Origin of the sequence: Mycobacterium sp. 852002-53434_SCH5985345, assembly GCF_001667155.1 — a bacterium.
GTDB lineage: Bacteria > Actinomycetota > Actinomycetes > Mycobacteriales > Mycobacteriaceae > Mycobacterium.
This window is the reverse complement of record NZ_LZIE01000066.1, coordinates 235927-253135: the sequence shown is the minus strand read 5'-3', so window position 1 is coordinate 253135 and position 17209 is coordinate 235927. Positions and strand designations below refer to the sequence as shown.

17 protein-coding genes are annotated in these 17209 nt (G+C 69.5%); 10 read left to right on the top strand and 7 right to left on the bottom strand.

All coding sequences use genetic code 11. The features are described 5' to 3' along the window. Positions 1-75 precede the first annotated feature (75 nt). On the bottom strand, positions 76-1482 hold the full coding sequence (locus A5756_RS17030) for an ethanolamine ammonia-lyase subunit EutB (protein ID WP_066954678.1): 1407 nt from the start codon (positions 1480-1482) through the stop codon (positions 76-78). Positions 1483-1509: 27 nt separating this feature from the next. On the opposite strand from A5756_RS17030, the gene A5756_RS17025 reads away from it, so the two are divergent. Beyond that, positions 1510-2631: a glycoside hydrolase family 76 protein gene (locus A5756_RS17025; RefSeq protein ID WP_066954674.1), complete on the top strand. Its 1122-nt coding sequence runs from the start codon at positions 1510-1512 to the stop codon at positions 2629-2631. Then, positions 2628-4577 carry an acetoacetate--CoA ligase gene (locus A5756_RS17020; RefSeq protein WP_066954671.1) on the top strand — a complete coding sequence of 650 codons (1950 nt, stop codon included), beginning with the start codon at positions 2628-2630 and terminating at the stop codon, positions 4575-4577. Before A5756_RS17025 ends, A5756_RS17020 begins: the two co-directional genes overlap by 4 nt. On the opposite strand, the gene A5756_RS17015 is transcribed toward A5756_RS17020, so the two are convergent. After that, positions 4536-5243: a DedA family protein gene (locus tag A5756_RS17015; protein ID WP_066954668.1), complete on the bottom strand. Its 708-nt coding sequence runs from the start codon at positions 5241-5243 to the stop codon at positions 4536-4538. The two genes, A5756_RS17020 and A5756_RS17015, sit on opposite strands and share 42 nt — an antisense overlap. Positions 5244-5301: 58 nt before the next feature. Here A5756_RS17015 and fbaA point away from each other — a divergent pair, with 58 nt between their 5' ends. After that, the gene (gene fbaA / locus A5756_RS17010; RefSeq protein ID WP_066954665.1) at positions 5302-6348 is read left to right on the top strand and encodes a class II fructose-bisphosphate aldolase; all 1047 of its coding nucleotides are present in this window, start codon (positions 5302-5304) and stop codon (positions 6346-6348) included. Positions 6349-6435: 87 nt separating this feature from the next. Here the strand turns inward: fbaA and A5756_RS17005 are convergent, their stop codons facing one another. Then, positions 6436-7266, bottom strand: coding sequence for a hypothetical protein (locus tag A5756_RS17005; RefSeq protein WP_066954662.1), 831 nt, complete (start codon positions 7264-7266; stop codon positions 6436-6438). A 123-nt stretch (positions 7267-7389) separates the two neighbouring features. Here A5756_RS17005 and A5756_RS17000 point away from each other — a divergent pair, with 123 nt between their 5' ends. Beyond that, positions 7390-7803 (top strand): DUF3151 domain-containing protein, encoded by a 414-nt coding sequence (locus A5756_RS17000; protein ID WP_066954659.1) that lies wholly within the window; start codon positions 7390-7392, stop codon positions 7801-7803. Here the strand turns inward: A5756_RS17000 and A5756_RS16995 are convergent. The 4 genes from A5756_RS16995 to A5756_RS16980 all read right to left on the bottom strand — a co-directional run bounded on the left by A5756_RS16995 (position 7800) and on the right by A5756_RS16980 (position 10759). Continuing rightward, on the bottom strand, positions 7800-8696 hold the full coding sequence (locus A5756_RS16995) for a cation diffusion facilitator family transporter (RefSeq protein ID WP_066954656.1): 897 nt from the start codon (positions 8694-8696) through the stop codon (positions 7800-7802). The two genes, A5756_RS17000 and A5756_RS16995, sit on opposite strands and share 4 nt — an antisense overlap. Before the next feature lie 40 nt (positions 8697-8736). Then, positions 8737-9510, bottom strand: coding sequence for a site-2 protease family protein (locus A5756_RS16990; protein WP_066954653.1), 774 nt, complete (start codon positions 9508-9510; stop codon positions 8737-8739). Positions 9511-9519: 9 nt separating this feature from the next. Continuing rightward, positions 9520-10050, bottom strand: a complete 531-nt coding sequence (locus A5756_RS16985) for a DUF1772 domain-containing protein (RefSeq protein ID WP_066954651.1) — start codon at positions 10048-10050, stop codon at positions 9520-9522. Positions 10051-10126: 76 nt separating this feature from the next. Next, on the bottom strand, positions 10127-10759 hold the full coding sequence (locus A5756_RS16980; RefSeq protein ID WP_066954648.1) for a peptidase M50: 633 nt from the start codon (positions 10757-10759) through the stop codon (positions 10127-10129). A gap of 295 nt (positions 10760-11054) precedes the next feature. Between A5756_RS16980 and A5756_RS16975 the strand changes: the two genes are divergently transcribed. The 6 genes from A5756_RS16975 (at position 11055) to A5756_RS16950 (ending at position 17203) form a co-directional block, all read left to right on the top strand. Continuing rightward, a complete protein-coding gene (locus tag A5756_RS16975) occupies positions 11055-12032 on the top strand; it encodes a histidine phosphatase family protein (RefSeq protein WP_066954645.1) in 978 nt (325 codons plus the stop codon). 254 nt (positions 12033-12286) lie between these two features. Continuing rightward, positions 12287-13585, top strand: a complete 1299-nt coding sequence (locus A5756_RS16970) for an adenylosuccinate synthase (RefSeq protein ID WP_066954642.1) — start codon at positions 12287-12289, stop codon at positions 13583-13585. Beyond that, positions 13582-14220, top strand: coding sequence for a PaaI family thioesterase (locus tag A5756_RS16965; protein WP_066954639.1), 639 nt, complete (start codon positions 13582-13584; stop codon positions 14218-14220). Before A5756_RS16970 ends, A5756_RS16965 begins: the two co-directional genes overlap by 4 nt. Before the next feature lie 85 nt (positions 14221-14305). Then, positions 14306-15508, top strand: a complete 1203-nt coding sequence (purT, locus tag A5756_RS16960) for a formate-dependent phosphoribosylglycinamide formyltransferase (protein ID WP_066954636.1) — start codon at positions 14306-14308, stop codon at positions 15506-15508. A gap of 40 nt (positions 15509-15548) precedes the next feature. Next, entirely contained in the window at positions 15549-15980 is a 432-nt protein-coding gene (locus tag A5756_RS16955; protein WP_066954634.1) for a rhodanese-like domain-containing protein, read from the top strand. After that, positions 15977-17203 carry an O-succinylhomoserine sulfhydrylase gene (locus A5756_RS16950; protein ID WP_066954631.1) on the top strand — a complete coding sequence of 409 codons (1227 nt, stop codon included), beginning with the start codon at positions 15977-15979 and terminating at the stop codon, positions 17201-17203. The genes A5756_RS16955 and A5756_RS16950 overlap by 4 nt, the downstream gene beginning before the upstream one ends. Positions 17204-17209 lie beyond the last annotated feature (6 nt).

Sequence of the window (17209 nt, the reverse complement as noted above, 5' to 3'; positions counted from 1 at the left end):
CGTCGGTGCCCAAATGCGTTGGGCTGCCGTCGTAGAGCAGCGTGGTGGCGCGCAGGGGTGCCCAGATGTCGTCCATCAGCCGGCTGCCAGCGCCCGCAGCGGCGACGTCGCGAGGTCGACGGGCAGGATCCGGCCGTCGGCGTCGACCATGCCCAGGCCGGCCAACCATGCTTCGAATTCGGGTGCGGGCCGCAGCCCCAACGCTTTTCGCACGTACAGCACATCGTGGAAGGACAGGCTTTGGTAGCCGAGCATGATGTCGTCGGCGCCGGGAACCGTGATGACGAACGCGGTGCCCGCCGCGCCGAGCAGGGTCAGCAGCGTGTCCATGTCGTCCTGGTCGGCCTCGGCGTGGTTGGTGTAGCAGACGTCGACGCCCATCGGCAGGCCGAGCAGTTTGCCGCAGAAGTTGTCTTCGAGTCCGGCGCGGATGATCTGCTTGCCGTCGTAGAGGTACTCGGGTCCGATGAATCCGACGACGGTGTCGATCAACAGCGGCTGCAGCGCCCGGGCCACCGCGTAGGCCCGCGCCTCCAGCGTCTGCTGATCGACCGGCTGGTTCCCCACGCCCAGGTGGGCACCGGCCGACAGGGCCGCGCCCTGCCCGGTCTCCAGATACATGACGTTGTCGCCGACGGTGCCGCGGCGCAGCGACCGGGCGGCCTCGTTGGCCTCCATCAGCATGCCGATGGAGGTCCCGAACGAGGAGTTGGCGCCCTCGGTGCCCGCGATCGACTGGAAAACCAGGTCGACGGGCGCGCCCCGGTCGATCAGCTCCATCGTGGTCGTGACGTGGCACAGCACGCAGGATTGGACGGGGATCGCGAACCGCTGGCGAATGTCGTCGAGCAGGTGCAGCAGCTCAGACGCCGCGTGCGGCGAGTCGGTCGCCGGGTTGATGCCGATCACCGCGTCACCGCAGCCCATCAGCAGGCCGTCGAGCAGCGCCGCCGCGATGCCGCGGGGGTCGTCGGTGGGGTGGTTGGGCTGCAACCGGGTCGCGAGCGTGCCCGGCAAACCGATCGTGGTCCGGAAGGCCGCGGTGGCCGTCGTCGCGGCGGCCACCAGGATCAGGTCCTGGTTGCGCATGATCTTCGACACCGCGGCAACCATTTCCGGTGTCAGCCCGGGGGAGATCGCGGCGATCCGCGCCGCGCCGTCGTCGCGGGACGCCGCATCCAGCAGCCAGTCGCGGAAGCCGCCCACGGTCAAGTCCGCGATCGGTCCGAACGCCTCGGGGTCGTGGCCGTCGATGATGAGCCGGGTGACCTCGTCGGTCTCGTACGGCACGACCACATCGGTGAGGAACGTCGCCAGCGGTATGTCGGCCAGCACCCACGCGGCCGCCGCCCGTTCGGCGTCGGAGCCGGCGGCGCAGCCCGCGAGCTGGTCCCCGGAGCGCAACGGTGTCGCCTTAGCCATCACGTCGACCAGGCCGGAGAAGGTGTGCGTGGTCCCCGAAATGGTTTGCCGGTAGCGCATATTTCAGTATGAGGCAGGATCGGCGGTATGGATCAGCTATGGGCCAACCGGGCAGCCAGCTCCGAAGCCGCTGTCGCGCAACGACACCTGAAACGGCTGTGGGGGCTGCCCGGGACCCAGCTGGGCGTGGTGGCCTGGCCGCCGACCCGGCGCGACCGGATGTTCGGCACCTGGCACTACTGGTGGCAGGCGCACCTGCTGGATTGCCTGGTCGACGCGCAGCTGCGCGACCCGCAACCCGCACGGCACGCCAAGATCAACCGGCAGGTCCGCTCGCACCGGCTGCGCAACAACTTTCGCTGGACCAACAGCTACTACGACGACATGGCCTGGCTGGCGCTGGCGCTGGAACGCGCCGCCCGGATAGCCGGCGTCGAGCGCCACCGCGCCCTGCCCAAGCTGGCCGAGCAATTCCTCGACGCGTGGGTACCCGAGGACGGCGGCGGCATCCCATGGCGCAAGCAGGACCAGTTCTTCAACGCCCCGGCCAACGGCCCGGCGGGGATCTTTTTGGCCCGCTACTCCGACCGGCGGCGGCGCGCCCAGCAGATGGCCGACTGGATCGACGAGACCCTGATCGACCCGGAGACGCACCTGGTGTTCGACGGCATCAAGGCCGGCTCGCTGGTCCGCGCCCAGTACACCTATTGCCAGGGCGTGGTGCTCGGCCTGGAAACGGAACTCGCGGCCCGCACCCATGACGATCGGCACGCGCCCAGGGTGCACCGGCTGGTCGCGGCCGTCGCCGAACACATGGCGCCGACGGGTGTGCTGGCCGGCGCCGGCGGCGGGGACGGCGGCCTGTTCTCCGGCGTCACCGCGCGCTACCTCGCGCTGGTCGCCACCACCCTGCCGGGTGAGTCGGCCGACGACGCCGCGGCCCGCGACACCGCCCGGCGGATCGTGCTGGCCAGCGCGAAGTCGGCGTGGGACTACCGCCAAACGGTGGACGGGCTGCCGCTGTTCGGCCCGTTCTGGGACCGCGACGCGCAGCTGCCCAGCCAGGCCGCCGGGGAGGCGCAGTTCGTCGACGGCGCGGTGAGCAGTTCCGACGTGGCCGAACGGGACCTGTCGGTGCAGCTGTCGGGGTGGATGCTGATGGAGGCCGCCTGTAACGTCACCGCCGTGACCGCAGGGAGTGCGACGTGACCGAGCCCGGCAGCTGGATTCCCGACGAGGCCACGCTGGCCCAGGCAAACCTCACCCACTTCATGGCGTGGCTCGCCGAGACGGGCCGCGGCCACTACGGCGACTACCACGCGCTGCAGCGCAAGTCCGTCGAGGACATCGAGTGGTTCTGGGACGCCGTCTGGCATTACTTCGACATTCAGGCGGACAGCCCGCCCCGCGCGGTGCTGGGCAACCGTGCCATGCCCGGCGCCGAGTGGTTCCCCGGCGCCACGCTCAACTACGCCACCGAGATCTTCCGGCACGCCACCGACGAGCAGCCCGCCATGATCGTCGTCGGCGAGGACGGCGCGTGCGAGTGGTCGTGGGCGCGGCTGCGGCGTGAGACCGGCGCGTTTGCCGCCTACCTGCGCGGCCTCGGGGTGCGCCCCGGGGACGCCGTCGTCGGCTACCTGCCCAACGTCGCCGAGGCCGCCGTCGCCGCGCTGGCCGCCGCGGCCGTGGGCGCGAGCTGGGCGGTGTGCAACCAGGACGTGGCCGTCGACGGCGTGATAGCGCGCCTGGGCCAGGTCGAGCCGGCCGTGCTGGTGGCCACCGACGGATCGGTGTACGACGGCAAGCGCATCGACCGGCGCGCGGAGCTGGACACGATCCGGGCGGCGATGCCCAGCCTGCGGGCCACCGTGGTGGTGCCGCGGCTCGGGCTCGCGGCCGACGGCGACAGCGTCGCGTGGGCGACGGCGGTGGAATCGGATGCAGAGCTGCACATCACCCCCGTGCCGTTCGCGCACCCGCTGTGGGTGATGTTCTCGTCCGGCACCACCGGCAAGCCGAAGGGGATCGTGCACGGTCACGGCGGGGTGGTGCTTGAGCACCTGAAATACCTGAGCCTGCAACTGGAGCTGCACGCCGGCGAGCGCTTCCTGTGGTACTCCTCGACCAGCTGGATGATGTGGAACCTGCAGCTGTCCGGGCTGCTGGCCGACACCACCATCGTGCTCTACGACGGCAGCCCAACGCATTTGGGCACCGACGGGCTCTGGCGGGTCGCCGCCGAGGCGCAAGTCAACGTGCTCGGCGCCGGGGCGGGCTACCTGCTGGCCTGCGCCAAGAAGGACCTCAAGCCGGGAGCAACGTACCCGCTGGACGGGTTGCGCGCGGTGGGTTCCACCGGTTCACCGCTGCCCGCGTCCGGATTCCGTTGGGTCCAAGAGGGACTCGGCCGGTCGGTGCCGGTGATCTCGATGAGCGGCGGCACCGACGTCTGCACCGCCTTCATCGGCGGCTGCGCGATCCTGCCGGTGGTGGCCGGCGAGCTGTCGTGCATCTGCCTGGGCGCGGCCATCGAATCCTGGGTCGGGCCAAACCATCCGGTCATCGGTGAAGAGGGCGAGCTGGTGATCACCGAGCCGATGCCCTCGATGCCGGTGCTCTTCTGGAAGGACGATGACGGCAGCCGGTACCGGGCCGCCTACTTCGAGAAGTATCCGGGGGTGTGGTGTCACGGCGACTGGATCACCATCACCGATCGGGGATCCGTTGTGGTGCACGGTCGTTCGGACGCGACCCTGAACCGGCTGGGCGTGCGGATGGGTAGCGCGGAGATCTACACGGCGGTGGAGGGCATGCCCGAGGTGGGTGACTGCCTGGTGGTCGGGGTCGAGCAGGACGACGGCGGGTACTGGATGCCGCTGTTCGTGACCCTGGCCGACGGCGCCGAACTCGACGACGGGCTGCGGTCGCGGATCGTGGCGGCCATTCGTCAGCACGCCTCCCCGCGCCACGTGCCCGACGACATCCTGGCGGTTCCCGGCATACCGCGGACGCTGACCGGCAAACGGCTGGAGATCCCGATCAAGCGGATCCTGCTGGGCGCCGCGCCGGGCGAGGCCGTGCAGCAGAGTTCGATCGACCGACCGGAACTGCTAGACGCTTTCGTTGCGTACCGCAGGAGTCGGGTGTCCTGAGTCGGGCTCCCCGCCGGCCGCCCCCCGCCGGCGGGCCCGGTAGCTTCGCACGGCCGCAATGAACGCCGGCATCAGCGAGATCACCAGGATCGCCAGCAGGATCTTCTGCAGGTTGTGGTGCACGAACGGCACGTTGCCCAGGAAGTAGCCCGCCAGCGTCACGCCGCCGCCCCACAGGATGCCGCCGACGATGTCGAAGCCCAGGAACACCGGGTAGCGCATGTAGGACACGCCGGCGACCGGCGGGACGAACGTCCGAACGAACGGCGCGAACCGCGCGAGGATGATCGCCCACGGCCCGTATTTCTCGAAGAAGGCGTGCGACTCCGTCACGTAGTGCTTCTTGAAGAACCGGGAGTCTTCCTTCTTGAACAGCGCCGGGCCGATGCGGCGGCCGATGAAATAGCCGGTCTGATCGCCCAGGATCGCGACCAGGGCGACGGCCGGGGCCAGCACCCAGATGCTGGCCGGCGGGTTCGGGTGGGCGGCCAACAGCCCACCGGTGAACAACAGCGATTCGCCGGGCAGCAGCGGAAACAGCAGGCCGGTCTCGATGAAGACGATGACCAGGATGCCGGGCAGCACCGCGGATCCGAAGACTCCGTCGGCGCCCAGCCAGTACATCGGGTCGAAGATGTGCGGCAGGGCCGTCACGGTGGTGCTCACGATGCTTCAACATACCGGTGTTGCGATACTGGATGGGCCCAGTCGCCAGGAGGAGCCCATGCCCATCGCCACCCCCGAGGTCTACGCCGAGATGCTGGGACGTGCCAAGGAGAACTCGTACGCCTTCCCGGCCATCAACTGCACCTCCTCCGAGACGGTCAACGCCGCGATCAAGGGCTTCGCCGACGCCGGCAGTGACGGCATCATCCAGTTCTCCACCGGCGGTGCGGAATTCGCCTCCGGCCTGGGGGTCAAGGACATGGTGACCGGTGCGGTGGCGCTGGCCGAGTTCACCCGCGTCGTCGCGGCCAAGTACCCGATCAACGTGGCGCTGCACACCGACCACTGCCCCAAGGACAAGCTGGACAGCTACGTGCGGCCGCTGCTGGCGATCTCGGCCCGGCGGGTGGCCGCGGGTCAGGACCCGCTGTTTGGATCGCACATGTGGGACGGCTCGGCCGTGCCGATCGACGAGAACCTGGTCATCGCGCAGGAACTGCTCAAGCAGGCCGCGGCCGCCAAGATCATCCTGGAGATCGAGATCGGCGTGGTGGGCGGCGAGGAAGACGGCGTCGCCCACGAGATCAACGACAAGCTGTACACCACGCCGGAGGACTTCGAGAAGACCATCGACGCCCTGGGCCACGGCGAGCACGGCAAGTACCTGCTGGCCGCGACGTTCGGCAACGTGCACGGCGTCTACAAGCCGGGCAACGTCAAGCTGCGCCCCGATATTTTGGCCCAGGGGCAGCAGGTGGCCGCGGCCAAGCTCGGGTTGCCCGACCCTCCTGGTGGGCTGGCCAAGCCGTTCGACTTCGTCTTCCACGGCGGGTCGGGCTCGCTCAAGTCGGAGATCGAGGAGTCCCTGCGCTACGGCGTGGTGAAGATGAACGTCGACACCGACACCCAGTACGCGTTCACCCGCCCGATCGCCGGCCACATGTTCAGCAACTACGACGGCGTGCTGAAGGTCGACGGCGAGGTGGGCGCCAAGAAGGTCTACGACCCGCGCAGCTACCTGAAGAAGGGCGAGGCCGCGATGACCGAGCGCGTGGTGGAGGCCTGCGACGACCTGCACTGCGCCGGAAAGTCGGTGGACGGGTAGCGGCTTGCGGCTTCGCCGAGCGTGCACTCATGGCGAAATTCCGGCCCGAAATTCGCCGTGGTTAGACGTTCGGCGCTGACGGGTGACCTAGCCGCTGGGGGACTGGCAGATCTTCCACTGCTCGTCGCGGTACTGCAGGTCCAGGCTGCGGGTCGACCGCAGCGAGGGGTCGTACGCCATGAACGTGGTGACGTTGGCCTCGGCGTGCTGGCCGTTGACCACCACCTGGTCGATGCTGGCGATGACCGGATACTGCTTGGCCGCCGAGACCCGGCGGTAGGTCTCGTCCCACGAATGCTCGTTGTAGTCCGCGTACCCGTCGCGGGTGGTGCCGCAGGTGATGGTGCGCAGCGTGGTCAGGTCGCCCTTTTGAACCGCGGTGTCGAAGCTCTGGATCGTGGTCCGAACCCGGTCTTCCTGCGACACCTTCGTGTGTTTGCCGCGGGTGAGCAGCACCGTGCCCAGGATCGCGATCGCGGCCAGCGCCAGCACGATCAGGACCAGCGCCAGCACCCAGCCCCAGTTGAACTGCCGGGACGTGCGCAGCTTTCCCCCTAGCCGGGGTGGGATCGATTGCGGCACAGCCGGTTTGGCGGGCTGACCGAACTGTGCTGTCTGGCCTTCCGGAGGTGTCGAGAACACTTCGGTGGCGGGCTCCGGGGTGGTGGCGATCACCGCGGTCTCTCGCGCGTCGAATCCCGGCGCGGTGAAACGGCGTTCGCGCTGCTGGCCGTCCGCGTCCTGCTCGGGATCCTTCGGATCGCCGACGGAATCGGGTTTGATCACCACGGTCTCGGTCTCGGAGTCGCTCGGTAGCAGCGGGACGCTCTCGGTCGCGTCCTCGCCTGATTGCGCGGCCCATTCGTGCCCAGGCGGATTCGGCGCGCCGCCGCGGTCGGGCTCGGGTGGCTGGGGCATGAGTACGGCTGTCCTCCGCTATCGGGTGGGGTAGTTGGAGAGCTTAGCGACCCGCCCCCCTCGATGGGGCGATGGTCGAGGTCCGCCACCCCGGCGAAACGGGGCAGCTGCAGAATAGGAGCCATGACGCCGCCGCGAGACCTTCTGGGACCTGACCCGACCCTGCTGCCGGGCGATCCCGACGTCGAGGCGGAACTGCTCGCCGGCGAGAAACCCGGGATCGTCGCCGCCGCGCACCCGTCGGCGTCGGTGGCCTGGGCGGAACTGGCCGAGCAGGCGCTGGCCGACGACCAGGCCATCACCGCCTACGCGTACGCCCGGACCGGCTATCACCGCGGCCTGGACCAGCTGCGGCGCAACGGCTGGAAGGGTTTCGGCCCGGTGCCGTATGCGCACGAGCCGAACCGCGGGTTCCTGCGGTGCGTGGCCGCGCTGGCGCGGGCCGCCGACACGATCGGCGAGCCCGACGAGTACCTGCGCTGCCTGGATTTGCTCGACGATTGCGACCCCGAGGCGCGCCCGGCCCTGGGGCTCTAGAAGTTTTCCGAACAGCCCGCGTCGTTCGGGGTGTCGATCTGGACGGTGGCGTGCTGCAGCCCGCGGGCCGACAGCACCGCACGCGCGTCGTGGAGCACCCGGGTCGAGTCGCCGGTGCTCCGCAAATGCGCGGTGCACATGTCCTTGCCCGGCGACAGCGTCCAGACATGCAGGTCGTGCACCTCCGACACGCCGTCGACGGCGCCCAGCGCCGAGCGCAGCTCCTCCACGTCGATGTGGGTCGGCGACGATTCGGAGAGGATCCGCAACGCGTCGCGGGCCAGCGAGATCGCCCGCGGCAGCACCCACAGCGCGACTAGCACGGCGACCACCACGTCGGCATACGGCCAGCGCGTCGTCACGGTCACCACACCGGCGATCAACACGCCCAGGCTGCCGACGCTGTCGGCGACCACCTCCATGTAGGCGCCCTTGACCGCCAGGCTCTGTTCGGAGTGCGACCGCAGGAGCAACGCGACCACCAGGTTGGCGAGCAGCCCGGCCAATGCGACCACGATCATCGGTACCCCGGGCACCGACGGGGTTTCGCTGAGCCGCTGGATGGCTTCCCAGAGGATGAACAGCGCGACACCCATCAGCAGCCCCGCGTTGGCGACCGCCGTGAACACCTCGGCCCGGTGCCAGCCGTACGTCCGCGATGGTGACGCGCTGCCCCGCCGGGCCAGCGTCACGGCGGCCAGGCCCATGAAGACGGCGACGACGTCGGTCAGCATGTGGCCCGCGTCGGCCAGCAGCGCGATCGAGTTGATCAGCAACGAGGTGGTCAACTCGATGACGAAAAACGCCGCCAGAATTGCGGCGGCGGCGACCATGCGGGGAATCAGCCGGGACCCGTCGGTCGCGGCGGGACTGTGATTGTGACCGGCGCCCATGCCGTGCAATATATGCGGACCCACGCATATATGGCAAGTGTCAGAACCAGCGGCTCCAGAAGCGGGTCAGCGCGTTGCCCGCCGACACCAGCCACGTCGGCACGCCGGAGAACTCGAACAGCCAGAGCACCATCTGAAAGAACCAATGGCTGGCGGCCAGGAGCAGGAACAGCAGAATGAAAAAGCCGTACTGCTTGGCCGGCGCCACCGCGCGCTGCGTCTCCGGACTCAGGTGCGGCTCCAGGGCGTCGTAGCCGTCCAGGCCCGGGATGGGCAGCAGGTTGAGCACCACCGCGGTCAGCTGCAGAAAGCCCAGGAACGCCACCCCCGCCCACAGCACCTGGTGGAAGGGGTCGTAAAACAATCGCGTCAGCGCCAGCAGCAGCACCGCCAGCACCAGATTGGCGGCCGGCCCCGCGAGGCTGACCAGGCTGCGCCGGCTCGGCGGCATGAACCAGGTCCGCACGTACACCGCGGCGCCCGGCAGGCCGATCCCGCCCAGCGCGATGACCACCATCGGCAGCAGGAGCGACAGCGCGGGATGGCTGTAGCGCCGCGGATCCAGCGTCAGGTACCCGCGCACGGCGGCGTCGTGGTCGCCGAATCGCCAGGCGGTCACGGCGTGGCCGAATTCGTGCAGGCACAGCGACACCAACCAGCCGGCGATCACGAAGGTGAACACCCCGAAATACGCCAGCGGCCGCACAGTGCTGCCGGCCAGCCAGGCCAGCACGCCGCCGGCCGCCGTCAGGCCGACGAGGGCCAGGAAGATGGGGCTGGGTCGGACCGATTCGCGCCGGGCGGGCAGGCTCACCGGTCGAAACTAGCGGACCGCCAGCCGGCCGTTGCGTTCGGTGATCATCGCGCCCGCCCGGTTCGCGGCCAACAACGCGCCAGCCGCGGTCGCGACGCGAATCACGTTGAGCCGATACCACCTCCCGATGAGCGCGTCCCGTTCGGCCGGTGGAGGTTGCGTATCGGCGAACATCACCCGGAGATTCACCGTCCGGATCAGGTAGCCGCTGATGGCCATACCGGCAAGCGAGCAACTCGCCGTCAGCGCCAGCCAGCACCTGGCGCCTTCGATTTCCCAACCCGTGCTCACGGCCGCGGCAGTCGCTGCCAACGTGATGGGCGCGACGGGGGCGTAGTAACGCAGCGGGCTGCCGGGCGCGAGGACCGATGGTGAGCCCCGCCCGGAACCAGGGGCTGTGTCCCGCCGCTCGGCGGCGAGCCGCTCCGGGATCTTGACGACCGCTTCGTAGATGTTGCCGAACAGCCAGTGCGCGTTGCCGAGCTGGGCCAGATCCAGCAGCCGGGCAGTTCTTTTGAGCCGGCGGCTTGTTGTTGCCATCGGGTTCCCCTTCATTGACCAGAGATCTCACGATATTGACATCCCGCAGGCCCGAAACGTGACCGGGCGCCGAAAACTAGCGGACCGCCAGCCAGCCTTCGACGTTGCGGTAGAACGTCGACCGGCGCGCCGGGCGGGGCGCGAGCACGCCGTCGCGCACCACGGTGACGCCGGTGCTCCCCAGCTGGACGGCGCGGCCGGGGACCCAGCGGCGCCAGCCCGTCGCCACGCGGGCGCGCAGGCCCGGGACGGCCAGCGTCGGCTCGACGTCGACGGCGGGGGCGTCACCGTCGAACAACACGGTGTCGTCGACGACGGCCTCGCCGCGCAGGCGGCGACCCTCGGCCGGCAGCCAGCCGGCCCGCCCGACGATCACCGACCCGGTCTCGTCGCGGACCAGGGTCACGCGCCGCGCGGCCCCCCGCCGGGCGCGCCGCGCCGCGCGCCGCCCGACGGGCAGGCGGTAGATCCGGGTCGCGCGGGTGCGGCGGCGCGGCAGGTAGGCCACCTCGATGTCGAGCCGGCCGGCGCGCAGCAGCCCGGTCAGCACGGCGGCCAGGTCGGCGTCGGCGCCCACCACGACGACCCGCCGGTAGGGGCCGATCGCGGCATCGATGTCGGCCGAGTGAACCGGCACGCCGGTCAGCGGCCGCGGTACGCGCCGATCGCCGAACACCAACACCGCTACCGCAGGATCATCTCGCGTCACGGGCCGTCCAAGTGAGCAGTTCCAATATGCTTGTCGTTCAACGTCTCTCGTCCGATGGGCGCCCAGACCGTCTGTGCACGCAACGATCTCACCATAACGGCGCAGTCACAACATGGTTTCGGACTGCGAAAATCGTTGCGCCACCGCCTGGTAACAACCGGATACTTTACTCCTGCCACGGTGTCAGCCCACGGGTGGCTGGAGAACGGAGAGCTGCCATTCGCCGACTCATCGCCGTCTTCTCAACCGCGCGAACCGCGCTGCTCGTGTCGGTTACCGGCTCCGCGCGCCGACATTGCTGACGAATCAACTCCGCCGTGTCGGTGCCGTAGCGTTCTCGGCTGTCCTGCTGTGCGTCGGGCCGGCGACTGCCTCCGCCGACGAATCGATCGTGATCGACTTGGTGCGGCACGGCCAGTCGCAGGCCAATGCGGCGGGCGTGATCGACACGTCGGTGCCCGGAGCGGTACTCACTGCGCTCGGCCAGCAGCAGGCGCAGAACATCGCCACGGCGCTCGCCGCGAAGGGCTCGGTGGCCGGGATCTTCGCGTCGCAGTTGATCAGGACGCAGCAGACCGCGGCGCCGTTGGCGTCCATGCTGGGAATGAATGTTCAGACATTGCCCGGGCTCAACGAGATCGACGCCGGCGCTTTCAACGGCCTACCCCAGTTCAGCCTCGCGGGGCTGGTCTACCTGCTTGGCCCGGTGGCGTGGCTGCTGGGGCTGCGCATCGTGCCGATGCTGGCTCCGGGCTCCACCGACGCCAACGGGTTCGAATTCGACAAACGCTTCAACGGCGCGCTGCAAACGATGTACGGCAATGCGGTGACCGACGCGAGTCGCTTCAACGACTCCCTGCAATTGATGTACGGCAATGCCATGGCCAACCCGGTTCGATCCGTGGGCGGCAGGATCACCGAAGTGGCCGTCTCCAGCGAGTTTGCGATCGGCGTCGGGACGATGATGAGTGTCAAAAACCCCGATCCGCTGCTCTTGCTCTTCGATCCGCTGCCCAACGCCGGCGTGGTCGAGATCCAGGGCAATCCGCACGATGGCTGGACGCTGGTCAGTTGGAACGGAAAGCCGGTGTGGCCGGGTTGGGCGGCCAAGAGGCCCGGTCGTGACAGAAAGGGCTTGTGCCTGATGTTGGACGCACCGACCCAAGGCGGTGTATGTGCGGCCAAACCGCCCGAGGCGTCAAGTGCTCCGCCTGCCGCCGCACGGGGGGAGATGCCGCTCAGCGAGCGGCTGCCCGCGGCGCAGGGCGGATGAGCAGCGACCCTCCCCGACACGAGTCGGGATCAAATGGGACTTGGCACAAGTCCGTCGTTACCAGACGTTTAGGATCGCCACGTGAACGCGCCAAGCAACGACGCGTCCGGCTACGCGCACGGTCCCGTACGGGTTAACCGAGGCGCTGGTGCAGGTCGGCAGCTCGAGCGAACGGGCGATGCCGAAAACCGCGGCGGCGCTGCGAGATACGGCGCCTTGCCAGTAGAGCCACAGTAAGCAGGCGGGAGCAAGTCATGCCGGCAATCGTCCTCATCGGCGCCCAATGGGGTGACGAGGGCAAAGGTAAAGCCACTGACCTGCTCGGTGGACGCGTGCAGTGGGTGGTGCGCTATCAGGGGGGCAACAACGCCGGGCACACCGTCGTCTTGCCCAGCGGCGAGAACTTCGCGCTGCACCTGATCCCGTCGGGAGTGCTGACCCCCGGCGTCACCAACGTCATCGGCAACGGTGTGGTGGTCGACCCCGGCGTGCTGCTCGACGAGCTCAAAGGCCTCGAGGATCGCGGGGTGGACACCACCAAGCTGTTGATCTCGGCCGACGCGCACCTGCTGTTGCCCTACCACGTGGCCATCGACAAGGTCACCGAGCGCTACATGGGCAACAAGAAGATCGGCACCACGGGCCGCGGCATCGGGCCCTGCTACCAGGACAAGATCGCCCGCCAGGGGATCCGGGTCGCCGACGTGCTCGACCCCGACCAGCTGACCCACAAGATCGAGGCCGCGCTGGAACTGAAGAACCAGATCCTGGTCAAGATCTACAACCGCAAGGCCCTGGACCCGCACCAGGTCGTCGAGGCGCTGCTGGAACAGGCGGAGGGGTTCCGCCATCGCATCCGCGATACCCGCCGGCTGCTCAACGCCGCGCTCGAGACCGGCGAGACGGTCCTGCTGGAGGGCTCCCAGGGCACCCTGCTCGACGTCGACCACGGCACGTATCCCTATGTGACGTCGTCGAACCCGACCGCCGGCGGCGCCGCCGTCGGGTCCGGCATCGGGCCCACCCGCATCACCACCGTGCTGGGGATCCTCAAGGCCTACACCACCCGCGTGGGTTCCGGGCCGTTCCCCACCGAGCTGTTCGACGAGAACGGCGAATACCTGTCCAAGACCGGCGGCGAGTTCGGGGTGACCACCGGGCGGCGGCGGCGCTGCGGCTGGTTCGACGCCGTCATCGCCCGCTACGCCACGCGGGTCAACGGCATCACCGACTTCTTCCTGACCAAACTCGACGTGCTCTCCAGCCTGGAAACGGTGCCGATCTGCGTCGGGTATCGCATCAACGGCGAGCGCACCACCGACATGCCGATGACGCAGACCGACCTGGCCCGCGCCGAGCCGATCTACGAGGAGTTGCCGGGTTGGTGGGAGGACATCTCGGACGCCCGCGAATTCGACGACCTGCCCGCCAAGGCGCGTGACTACGTGCTGCGGCTGGAAGAGCTTGCCGGGGCCCATGTTTCGTGCATCGGCGTGGGTCCGGGCCGCGAACAGACGATCGTGCGCCGCGACGTCCTGGCGGCCCGCCCGTGACGGAGCCGGATCCCAAAGAACTCGATCCCGAATACGAACACCACGGCGGCTTTCCCGAATACGGCCCCGCCAGTCCCGGCCCGGGATTCGGCCGGTTCGTCGCGGCCATGCGCCAGCTGCAGGACCTGGCCGTGTCCGCCGATCCCGGCGATGCCCTGTGGGACGACGCGGCCGACCGCGCCGCGGCCCTGGTGCAGCTGCTGGGCCCGTTCCAGGCCGACGAGGGCAAGGCGCCGGCCGGGCGGACGCCAAACCTGCCCGGCATGGGCAGCCTGCTGCTGCCGCCCTGGACGTTGACGAAATACGCGCCGGACGGGGTCGAGATGACGGGCTACTTCAGCCGGTTTCACGTCGGCGGAAATCACGCCGTGCACGGCGGTGTGCTCCCGCTGCTGTTCGACCACATGTTCGGCATGGTGTCGCACGCCGCGGGGCGGCCGATCAGCCGGACGGCCTTCCTGCATGTCGACTACCGCAAGGTCACCCCAATCGACGCGCCGCTGGTCGTGCGCGGCCGCGTCACGAGCACCGAGGGCCGCAAGGCGTTCGTGGGCGCGGAACTGCTCGACGGCGACGGGGCGGTGCTGGCCGAGGCCAACGGGCTGATGGTGCGGTTGCTTCCCGGTCAGCCCTAGCCTGGCGACGATGCGGCGCGGCATGCGCCGTGGAGGAGCCGGGCAGTCAGCCCTAGCCCCCGCGCGACCGACCTATCCTTGAGCGGTGACTGACGGCCCCACCGAAGGACAAGACGACAGGACCACCGCGCTCGCCGTGCCCTCGCAAGCGCCGACCACGGAAGCCGACGCCAGGCCGCGCGTGGTGGTGCTGGGTTCGGGTGAGCTCAGCCGGGAATTGTCGATCGCGCTGGGGCGCCTCGGCGCGCGGGTGATCGTCGTCGGTGAGCGCGCGGACGGGGTGGCCGATGAGTCGCTGGTGGTCCCGATGGCCGACGCAGAGGAGCTGACGAAGGCGGTGCGGGGGCTGCACGCGGACGTCGTCGTGGCCGCCACCGACGCCGTTGCGCCCCTGGCGCTCGAGGGCCTCGAGGCCGGGGGCACCCAGCTGGTGCCCGGCGCGCGCGCGGTGCGGCTCGCCGCCGACCGGGAGGGCCTGCGCCGGCTGGCCGCCGACGAGCTGGGGCTGCCCACGGCGCCGTTCTGGTTCGTCGGCTCCGTCGGCGAACTCGAGGCGGTCGGGGCCCACGCCGGCTACCCGCTGCTGGTGAAGCCGGTGCTCGCGGCGGCCGGGCGGGGACAGTCGGTGGCGTCGGGTCCCGACGACCTCGCGGCGGCCTGGCAGCGCGCGACGGGAGGCGACGGGGACCAGCACCGCGTGCTGGCCGAGACCGTGGTGGAGGTCGAGTTTTACGTCACCTTGCTGGCCGTCCGCAGCGACGGGCCCGGGGGACCGGCGATCGAATTCTGCTCGCCCATCGGCCATCGCGGTGGCCACGCCGACGCGCTGGAATCGTGGCAACCGCAGCAGATGAGCGCGGCGGCGATGGATGCCGCCAAATCGGTCGCGGCGCGGATCGTCAAGGAGCTCGGCGGCCGCGGCGTCTTCGGGGTCGAGTTGATGATCAACGGCGACGAGGTGTACTTCGCCGACGTCACGCCCTTCCCCACCGCCAGCGCTTGGGCGACGGTGCCCAGCCAGCGGCTCTCGGCGTTCGAGCTGCAGGCCCGCACCGTCCTGGGCCTGCCGGTGGACACCATGATGATCTCGCCGGGCGCGGCCCACCGGGTCGAGCGCGCCGACGCGCCGGCCGCCGCGCTGGCCCGGGCGCTGAGCGTGCCGGAGAGCGACGTGCGCGTGGTCGGGCGCGGATACCAGGCGTTGGCGACGGCGCCGGAGGTGGCTGCGGCGCTCGACCGCGCCCGCGAGGTCGCCAGCCGACTGGCCGCGCGCGAGCCCGCGCACTGAGTTATCGGGCGGCAAGGTGACCTCGTTACGATTCGAGGTCATGAGCACAGAGCGCGCGGGCTACGCCGGAGACATCACCCCCCAGCAGGCATGGGAACTGCTCAGCGAGAATCCCGACGCTGTGCTGGTCGACGTGCGCACCGACGACGAATGGCGGTTCGTCGGGGTGCCCGACCTGTCCAGCCTGGGCCGCGAGGTGGTGTTCATCGAGTGGAACACCTCGGACGGCAGGTACAACGCCAACTTCGCCGACGAACTGCGCGACCGGGTGCCTGAAACCGACGCCGAACGTCCGGTCGTCTTCCTGTGTCGCTCGGGCAACCGCTCCATCGGTGCCGCCGAGGTCGCCACCCGGACCGGCATCACGCCGGCCTACAACGTGCTGGACGGCTTCGAGGGCCACCCGAACGCCCAGGGGCTGCGCGGCGAATCGGGCTGGCGCGCCATCGGATTGCCCTGGAAGCAGCTATGACCCACCCCCCGGGGGATTCCGTCCGCGCCCCCAAGGCGCTGCCCGACGGCGTCAGCCAGGCCACCATCGGCGTGCGGGGCGGGCTGCTGCGCTCGGGGTTCGACGAGACCGCCGAGGCGATGTTTTTGACGTCCGGCTATGTCTACTCCTCGGCGGCCGTCGCGGAGAAGTCATTCACCGGCGAGCTCGACCACTTCGTGTACTCGCGGTACGGGAACCCGACCGTGACGATGTTCGAGGAGCGGTTGCGCCTGATCGAGGGCGCCCCCGCGGCGTTCGCCACCGCGAGCGGAATGGCGGCGGTGTTCACCTCGCTGGGCGCGCTGCTGGGCGCCGGGGACCGGCTGGTCGCGGCGCGCAGCCTGTTCGGGTCGTGTTTCGTGGTGTGCAACGAGATCCTGCCGCGCTGGGGCGTCGAGACCGTCTTCGTGGACGGCGACGACCTCGCGCAGTGGGAGGAGGCGCTGTCCGTCCCCACCGCGGCGGTGTTCTTCGAGACGCCGTCAAACCCGATGCAGTCGTTGGTGGACATCGCCGCGGTCGTCGAGCTCGCCCACGCTGCGGGGGCAAAAGTGGTGTTGGACAATGTCTTTGCCACGCCGCTGCTGCAGCAGGGCATTCCCCTCGGGGTCGACGTGGTGGTGTACTCGGGCACCAAGCACATCGACGGTCAGGGGCGGGTGCTGGGTGGTGCCATCCTCGGCGACAAGGAGTACATCGACGGCCCCGTGCAGAAGCTGATGCGGCACACCGGTCCGGCGCTCAGCGCGTTCAATGCCTGGGTATTGGTGAAAGGCCTTGAGACGCTGGCGATCCGGGTCGAGCACAGCAACTCCTCGGCGCACCGGATCGCGGAATTCCTGGAGACCCATCCGGCGGTGAGCTGGGTTCGCTACCCGTATCTGCCGTCGCACCCGCAATACGACCTGGCCAAGCGCCAGATGTCGGGCGGCGGCACGGTGATCACCTTCGCGCTCGACTGCCCCGAAAGCGCCGCCAAGCAACGGGCCTTCGAGGTGCTGGACAAGCTGCGGCTGATCGACATCTCCAACAATCTGGGCGACGCCAAATCCCTTGTCACACATCCGGCCACCACCACCCACCGGGCGATGGGCCCGGAGGGCCGCGCCGCGATCGGCCTGGGCGACGGCGTGGTCCGGATCTCGGTCGGGCTGGAGGGCACCGACGACCTGATCGCCGACATTGACCAGGCTTTGAGCTAGTTGAAG

Excerpts from the sequence above, each read along its gene's own strand:
- fbaA (WP_066954665.1), top strand. The coding sequence starts at position 5,302 with ATGCCCATCGCCACCCCCGAGGTCTACGCCGAGATGCTGGGACGTGCC.
- A5756_RS16995 (WP_066954656.1), bottom strand. The coding sequence starts at position 8,696 with ATGGGCGCCGGTCACAATCACAGTCCCGCCGCGACCGACGGGTCCCGG.
- A5756_RS17025 (WP_066954674.1), top strand. The coding sequence starts at position 1,510 with ATGGATCAGCTATGGGCCAACCGGGCAGCCAGCTCCGAAGCCGCTGTC.
- A5756_RS16985 (WP_066954651.1), bottom strand. The coding sequence starts at position 10,050 with ATGGCAACAACAAGCCGCCGGCTCAAAAGAACTGCCCGGCTGCTGGAT.
- A5756_RS16950 (WP_066954631.1), top strand. The coding sequence starts at position 15,977 with ATGACCCACCCCCCGGGGGATTCCGTCCGCGCCCCCAAGGCGCTGCCC.
- A5756_RS17000 (WP_066954659.1), top strand. The coding sequence starts at position 7,390 with ATGACGCCGCCGCGAGACCTTCTGGGACCTGACCCGACCCTGCTGCCG.
- A5756_RS16955 (WP_066954634.1), top strand. The coding sequence starts at position 15,549 with ATGAGCACAGAGCGCGCGGGCTACGCCGGAGACATCACCCCCCAGCAG.
- A5756_RS17005 (WP_066954662.1), bottom strand. The coding sequence starts at position 7,266 with ATGCCCCAGCCACCCGAGCCCGACCGCGGCGGCGCGCCGAATCCGCCT.
- A5756_RS17030 (WP_066954678.1), bottom strand. The coding sequence starts at position 1,482 with ATGCGCTACCGGCAAACCATTTCGGGGACCACGCACACCTTCTCCGGC.
- A5756_RS16970 (WP_066954642.1), top strand. The coding sequence starts at position 12,287 with ATGCCGGCAATCGTCCTCATCGGCGCCCAATGGGGTGACGAGGGCAAA.